The organism is Shewanella sp. GutDb-MelDb (assembly GCF_002836075.1).
Taxonomy (GTDB): Bacteria; Pseudomonadota; Gammaproteobacteria; order Enterobacterales; family Shewanellaceae; genus Shewanella.
Window position 1 is genome coordinate 1 of record NZ_PJBM01000212.1, and the last position, 7486, is coordinate 7486.

The following is a 7486-nucleotide window of genomic DNA, read 5'->3' on the forward strand; positions in this document are numbered from 1 at the left end:
CCTTGTTAGCTTGGGAAGAATTTTAAGCTATTGAGCGTGAGATACATCAAGCAAGTATAAACAATACATAAAACTCGAGCTTTATATATCAAGCCTTTGTATATAAAGAGATTAACTAGGCCACTACTGATATTCAAACCTGGCAACACTAGATTATTTAAAGAACATTTAGCTTACAAAAAATCATCTAATATATCTTTTATGAAACCGTTATTTTTTGCTTATGTCTTTATCTAACAACATCGCTAATCTAGCGCCAAGTTATGAGTCTATTGATTAATAGATGCGTTATCGACACCCTTTATATAAGCGAGAACACAATGTCTAAGAAAGCTACCCTTATCAGTACAGCATCTATGCTCACTATTATTGTTGTTGTATTTGGTTTTAACTCATTTAAACAACATATGATTAAAACTAAACTAGCAGCCTACAAGCCTGCTCCTGCAGCAGTAACTTCAATTACTATAAAGGGTAATGACTGGAAACAAACTATAGCCACCGTCGGTCATATTACGGCTAACCAGCAGGTTAATGTCACGCCCCAGTTATCGGGGCAAATAAACAAGATAGCCTTTAACTCTGGCGATATAGTTAAACAAGGTAGCGTATTAATTCAATTAGATGACCGTCTATTACAAGCTAACCTAAAAACAAGTGTCGCCAATTTAAAACTCTCTCAAATCGAATACAAACGTCAATTAAAACTATTGAAAACACACAATACATCACAAGACTCTGTTGATACCGCAGCAGCAACGCTCTCAACAAGCCAAGCTAACGTTGAATATATTAAAACCCAAATTGATTTTATGCAGGTTAAAGCCCCATTTTCTGGTCAAGTCGGTATTAGGCAGGTAAACAAAGGAGACTTTATTCAGCCTGGAACTACTGTGGTCGAGCTACAAAATTTGGATGAACAATATATTGATTTTTCAATACCTGAAATTCAGCTCGCCAATGTAGCTTTAGGGCAAAAGGTCGATTTCACCACCGATACCTACAAAGGCCAAACCTTTGTGGCTCGCATTTCAGCTATCCAGCCCTCTGTCGACAGCCAATCACATAATTTGGATATTCGTGCAAAAGTGGATCAAAGCATAAACACACATAAAGTCTCATTCATCTCAGGTATGTATGTAGAAGCTAATATTGATACCGCTATAGAGTTAAGCGTGATTCCAGTACCCAATATTGCCGTGACCTATTCGCTCTATGGTAATGCGGTATATGTATTAAAAGCCGATTCTAAAGCCGCCAGCACGGATAACGCACAGTTGTTTGAATACAAGGTTGAGCGCCGTGCAATAACAACGGGGGGCGAACGAGATGGCTTAGTGGGAGTGACGTCAGGACTGACAGCCGGAGAACAAGTCATTACGTCTAATATACAAAGCTTAAAAGATGGTGCACTGGTATTAGTCAATAACAGCCGTCCATTTACTCAAACTGTTTCAAAAGCAGCTAGCCAAGGCGAGAAATAATCAGATGAACTTTACCGATATATTTATTAAACGTCCTGTTCTGGCAACAGTACTCAGCCTCATGTTGTTGGTGTTAGGACTAAAAGCCTTTGGCATGATGCAAGTAAGGCAATATCCAGAGTTGGAGACGGGTGTTATTACCATTACCACTCAGTACCCAGGTGCCAGTGCATCAAGTGTACAAGGTTATGTCACTCAGCCATTGCAAGCGCAAATAGCGCAAACGGCAGGTATTGACTATATGACTTCAGATAGTAGCTTAGGTAAATCACTTATTACTGTTTATCTAAAATTGGATTATCCGTCAGACAAGGCCCTGACAGAGGTATTGTCTTTGGTACAGCAAGTTAAATACAGACTACCAGCAGGAGTGTTAGATCCTAGTATTTTAAAATCGACGTCACAATCACCGATCCTTTATTTGTCATTTTCCAGTGACACATTAGCGACCGAGCAGATCTCTGATTACATTAGCCGTGTCGTTAAGCCGACTATCTCAACCGTCAGCGGCGTATCAAAAACAGATATCCTAGGTCAGCGTGATTTTGCAATGCGAATTTGGTTAAATCCAAGCAAAATGGCTGCCTTTGGGATCACAGCTGCTGATGTACAGAATGCTATTAAAGGCAACAATGCCGTTAGTGCTGCAGGTAAAGTGAAAGACCAGTTTATAGAAGTCGATATTAATGCGCATACTGACGCATCGTCTGTCGCTGAGTTTAAGCACATAGCATTAAAAGCGAGTGATGGTCGCCTGATCCATATGGAAGATGTTGCAACAGTAGAGCTAGGTGCCAATAGTTATGATTCAGTGGTTAACTTTAATGGTAAGCCAGCCGTACTGACTGCAATAAGCAACACATCGAACTCAAATCCACTGACTGTGGCTGCCGATGTTTATACTGTTTTACCGAGTATTATTGATAGTTTGCCTGCTGGAATGAAAGCGGATGTCGTTTATGACTCAACCAAATATATTCAGACTTCGATAGATGAGGTGGCAAAAACACTGATGGAAGCCGCGCTTATCGTGGTCATTGTCATCTTCGCATTCCTAGGTTCGATGCGTGCAATGATGATCCCATTGGTGACCATCCCACTATCTCTTATTGGCTCGATGTTTTTTATGCTCGCGATGGGCTTTAGTATTAACATTTTAACGCTATTGGCAATGGTATTAGCCATTTCATTGGTTGTTGATGATGCAATTGTTGTGGTAGAAAACACCTTCCGTCACTTGGAAGATGGTACAGACCCTGTCAAAGCAGCCATTATTAGTGCCCGTGAAATAGCAGGCCCAGTATTCGCTATGACAATTACCTTGGCTGCAGTGTATGCCCCAATTGGTTTCATGGGCGGCTTGACCGGTAAGTTGTTTACCGAGTTTGCATTTACCCTTGTAGGTGCCGTGCTTATCTCAGGATTTTTAGCACTGACTTTAACGCCGATGATGTGTTCAAAAGTATTATCGCAAAAGACGCTTGAAGGAAAGCTGGTTAAAAAGATTGATGGCATCATTGAAGTTGTCACTCAGCATTACACTCGAATGCTGAATGTCGTCATCGATAACCGTAAACTAGTGTGGCCTTTTGCGGGTACGATATTGATTGCATTGGTCTTTATGTTTACCCATACATCATCAGAGCTCGCGCCGCAGGAAGACCAAGGCGTGATGATTATGATGGGTAAAGGACCAACAACATCGAATACAGATTACTTGAACCACTTTACCCAACCATTAACGCAGCTTGTTGATACTTATCCAGAAAAAGAGATGGATATGATGGTAAATGGTTACCAAAATGACCAAACATTCTTCGGCCTTGCAGTACTTAAGGACTGGAGCGAACGTGATGCCTCGGCTAAAGATGTTATGACGCGTTTTCAAAGTGATATGAAAACGATACCCGGTCTGCAAGTGTATACTTTCTCCCCACCCGATTTACCGGGTACAGCACAGGGCTTACCCTTTCAAATGATTTTAAAAACGCCAACAGGGACTTATAAAGAGCTGTATCAATACGCTGAAAAGATGAAAGCGTACGCAATGAAGAGTGGTAAATTTCTCTACGTTCAAAATGATTTAGACTTTAGTAAGCCACAAATTGAGGTCAGTATTAATCGAGATAAAGCCGCATTAATGAATGTTGATACTCAGCAAATTGGCTTAGTGTTATCTCGCTATTTAAGTGAAGGTTTCGTCAACTACTTTGCATTGAACGAGCGTAGCTATCAGGTCATTACTCAAGTGCCTCAAGATGATCGCCGAATTGCAAAAGACTTAACGCAGTACTACGTCAAATCAGCAAATGAACAGATGGTGCCATTAGCGTCATTAGTCACCATTACCAAGAGTGTTCAACCATCAGCGGTTGATCAGTTCCAGCAACTAAACAGCGCGATGATTGAAGCTAAAATGATGCCTGGAGTCAGTATTGGTGAAGCCTATACTGTGATGGCTGAAGCTGCAGAGCAAATATTACCTAAGTCGTATAGCACTGATGCTTCTGGGCAGCTGCGTCAGTTCTTAGATGAAGGTTCATCACTAATAGCGACATTCTTCTTAGCTATTATTATTATTTACTTAGTATTAGCTGCGCAGTTTGAAAGTTTTCGTGACCCACTTGTCGTATTGACCAGTGTGCCACTGTCTATTTTTGGTGCCATGATCCCACTGTACTTTGGCGTCGATACATTAAATATCTATACCGAGGTCGGTCTGGTTACCTTAATCGGCTTGATCAGTAAACACGGGATCTTGATTGTTGAGTTTGCTAACCAGCTACAAGCGGAAAATGGATACAGCAGACGCGAAGCTGCAGTAAAAGCCGCTGCAGTGCGACTAAGACCAGTATTGATGACCACTGCGGCCATGGTCATTGGTGTAGTACCTTTGTTAGTTGCTGTTGGCGCTGGCGCAGAAAGTCGTTTTGCCATTGGTTTGGTGATCACCGTCGGTATGTCAATTGGTACCTTGTTTACATTGTTTGTATTGCCAACGGTTTATACCTTCTTGGCACAAGACCATAGACAAGACATTGAAGTGACAGACCAAAGTAACCCTGCGAAAACAGACGCTACAGCGTAGATAAAGTCTTAGGAAGATGATCTCAGTGCGACCTTAATAAGTAAGGTCAAACCAATAAAGCCTAGAGCCTTGCTCTAGGCTTTTTGCTATTCAAACAATGGTTGCATTAAACAATGAGTTGAAGCTTAGTAATTCGATAAGTCAGCCCATAAATACACAAGCTAAGTAAGCAGTAAATGCTATCTGATCTAGAAATTGATTTTGACCTATAAACCCGAACTGACTATGGAATCGGCCTAATAAGAATAACAATATAGAGAGGATGTCACTTCTCTACAGAAGTGACTAACACAGCCATGCCATCATTATCATTCAAACCCGCGTTACTGGCTGTTTTACTGCTATTTGGACTACTACAATTTGGGCTGATGCCATCGGTACAAGCGGCAGGATCTTTTTATGCAACTCAAGCCTTACAATCTCAATCCCCACAAGCATTCCCCCTGCAACCTGAAGCTCAAACATGTGTATTAGTCAGCGGGCAAAAACCGTGGATATCGCCTATAGAATGCCCGCCAGCGGACCCGATGGCTGGCACCAATAATTACTGTAGTGGGTAAAACATCACGGCATGCCGGCCTAAGTACTAAAACCTAAAGAACTAACACCTAAAGAACTAAGTTCTGATTTGGCCATTCCCCTCAACCAGATATTTTTCTGCGGTTAAAGACTCTAATCCCATGGGGCCATAAGCATGTAATTTTGTGGTTGCGATACCAATTTCAGCACCTAAACCAAGTTCACTGCCATCTGAAAAACGTGAAGAGGTATTTATCATCACCACAGAAGCGTCAACACATTGTTGAAACTTCAGTGCTCGTTGTCTGTTCTCAGTACAAATCACTTCTGTATGATGACTGCCAAAGCGATGAATATGCTCTAACGCTCCTTCCATTTCATCAACCACTTTTATGGCAATTTCTAAGCTTAAATATTCCTGGCCAAAATCTGCATCATTAAGTAAATTTGCCGACTCAAAAAATGTAAGACTTTGCTGACACGCATTGATGCGGACATCATGTAACTTAAGCGCTTTGGCAACTAAGGGCATAAAATCATTAAGGATGGCTTTATGCACAATCAGCCCCTCTAATGCATTACACACTCCTGTTCGCTGGGTTTTACCATTAAGTAATAAATCTAATGCTTTTTTAAAATCCGCTTCTTTATCAACGTATAAATGACAAACACCTTTAAAGTGTTGAATCACTGGGATTTTACTATTGTCAGTAACAAAATTAATCAGTCCTTCACCGCCACGAGGAATAATCACATTGATGTATTCTCTTTGCTGCATTAAATCCATCAGTAAGGCTCTATCAGCATTCGGAATAACAGTAATCAAGGCTTCTGGTAAATTGAATTTAGCTAATACTTTATGTAATACAGCAGCAATGGCTTTACTGGATCCTAGGGCTTCTTTACCGCCACGTAAAATGACTGCATTGCCTGATTTAAAACATAATGCCCCCGCATCAGCGGTGACATTGGGGCGCGCCTCATAAATCATGCACACCACGCCCAAAGGTATTCTCATTTTGCTAATTTTAATGCCGTTTGGTCGAGTGCCCATGTCGCGAATTTGACCCACGGGATCAGGTAAATGGGCAATGGTTTCAATGCCTTCGGCCATGGCTTCAATTCGCTCAGCATTGAGGGTCAGTCTGTCGATCATCGAATCGGCTAACTGGTGCTCTTTTGCCTGTAATAAATCTGCTTTATTCGCTTCGATAATGGCTGCTTGATTGTTTCTAATCTCATCAGCCATCTGTTGTAAAATAGTATTTTTCGTTGCTTCAGTCAGTTGCAATAATGCCCGTGCGGCGCGATTTGCATTGGCTGATAATGTTGAGATTAAACTCATGCTCTCTCCAAAACGGCTAAATTTATTTGTGAAATGATTGAATTGTTTTGTGGCTGACTACTTGAAGTTATACTGCTATCAGCTTGCTGCATGAGATAGTTAAGCAAACAACTGCTGTAATTGGATGTCGCTTTCGCCACTTGTGAACCGTCATAGGTGCGGAGCAAAATGGTATCCCCCACTGCAAACTCCCCTTTTACCGAAAGAATGCTGGCACTGGTGATAACATCATCATGCTGGCTTAGCGCCGCATGTTGATCTTCAATAACCACCTCACCTCGTTCGCGCACAGTGTGGGTCATCCAATGTTGCTCTGGTGACATAGGGGTTTTACAAGACACAAAATGCGAACCTGGGTTTTCGTCTTGCAACAAGGCGCTAAAGGCTTGATGATTGAAGCCATTAACAATGTAAGTATCAATGCCATGGGCAACTGCTTTTTCAGCCGCTTCTATTTTGGTTTTCATACCGCCAGTGCCCATTGAGCTGGTTGCGCCGCCCGCCATTTGATAAATTGACTCATCAATCACATCAATGGTTTTAATTAACTTAGCATCAGCATGTTGCTGGGGATTTTTATCAAACAACCCATCAACGTCGGTACAAAGGATTAAGCCATCAGCCCCCGTCGATGCCGCAACCATAGCAGCGAGATTATCGTTATCACCGACTTTTAACTCTTCAGAAGTCACCGTATCGTTTTCATTTACGATAGGTAATACCCCATGATCCAATAAGGATTCGATGGTTTCTTTAATGCTGGCATAGCGCTCTTTATTACATAAGTCTGCATTGGTAAGAAGAATTTGCGCGGTGGGGAAATCAAATAACTTATCCCATACTGCCATCATATTGGTTTGTCCGGCTGCAGCCATTGCCTTTTTTAGGGCGATTGACGGTGATTTAATATCAATCCATTGACGACCAGCAGCAACTGAACCTGAAGAAACCAAAATAACTTGCTTACCCTGCTTACGACAACGAAGTATAAATTGCGCAATACTCAGCAGGTGATGCGAACTACAACCATTGTTTTCAGGGGCAATTAAC

General features: G+C 41.6%; 5 protein-coding genes. 3 read left to right on the forward strand and 2 right to left on the reverse strand.

Translation table 11 applies throughout. The features are described 5' to 3' along the window. Positions 1 to 320 precede the first annotated feature (320 nt). The 3 genes from CXF82_RS10425 (at position 321) to CXF82_RS22190 (ending at position 5132) form a co-directional block, all read left to right on the forward strand. Positions 321 to 1484 (forward strand): efflux RND transporter periplasmic adaptor subunit, encoded by a 1164-nt coding sequence (locus CXF82_RS10425; protein ID WP_180961198.1) that lies wholly within the window; start codon positions 321 to 323, stop codon positions 1482 to 1484. Between the two features lie 4 nt (positions 1485 to 1488). Continuing rightward, entirely contained in the window at positions 1489 to 4572 is a 3084-nt protein-coding gene (locus CXF82_RS10430; protein WP_102044156.1) for an efflux RND transporter permease subunit, read from the forward strand. 296 nt (positions 4573 to 4868) lie between these two features. After that, entirely contained in the window at positions 4869 to 5132 is a 264-nt protein-coding gene (locus CXF82_RS22190) for a hypothetical protein (protein WP_145991682.1), read from the forward strand. Positions 5133 to 5188: 56 nt separating this feature from the next. Here CXF82_RS22190 and CXF82_RS10435 read toward each other — a convergent pair whose 3' ends face one another. Both CXF82_RS10435 and proB read right to left on the reverse strand, forming a co-directional pair. Beyond that, positions 5189 to 6436 carry a glutamate-5-semialdehyde dehydrogenase gene (locus CXF82_RS10435; RefSeq protein WP_101091183.1) on the reverse strand — a complete coding sequence of 416 codons (1248 nt, stop codon included), beginning with the start codon at positions 6434 to 6436 and terminating at the stop codon, positions 5189 to 5191. Continuing rightward, positions 6433 to 7486: glutamate 5-kinase (proB, locus tag CXF82_RS10440; RefSeq protein ID WP_102044157.1), on the reverse strand; the 1054-nt coding region annotated here is incomplete at its 5' end. The genes proB and CXF82_RS10435, both read right to left, overlap by 4 nt.

Bases quoted from the DNA above. Each gene is read 5' to 3' on its own strand.
- CXF82_RS10425 (WP_180961198.1), top strand. From the start codon at position 321: ATGTCTAAGAAAGCTACCCTTATCAGTACAGCATCTATGCTCACTATT.
- CXF82_RS22190 (WP_145991682.1), top strand. From the start codon at position 4,869: ATGCCATCATTATCATTCAAACCCGCGTTACTGGCTGTTTTACTGCTA.
- CXF82_RS10435 (WP_101091183.1), bottom strand. From the start codon at position 6,436: ATGAGTTTAATCTCAACATTATCAGCCAATGCAAATCGCGCCGCACGG.
- CXF82_RS10430 (WP_102044156.1), top strand. From the start codon at position 1,489: ATGAACTTTACCGATATATTTATTAAACGTCCTGTTCTGGCAACAGTA.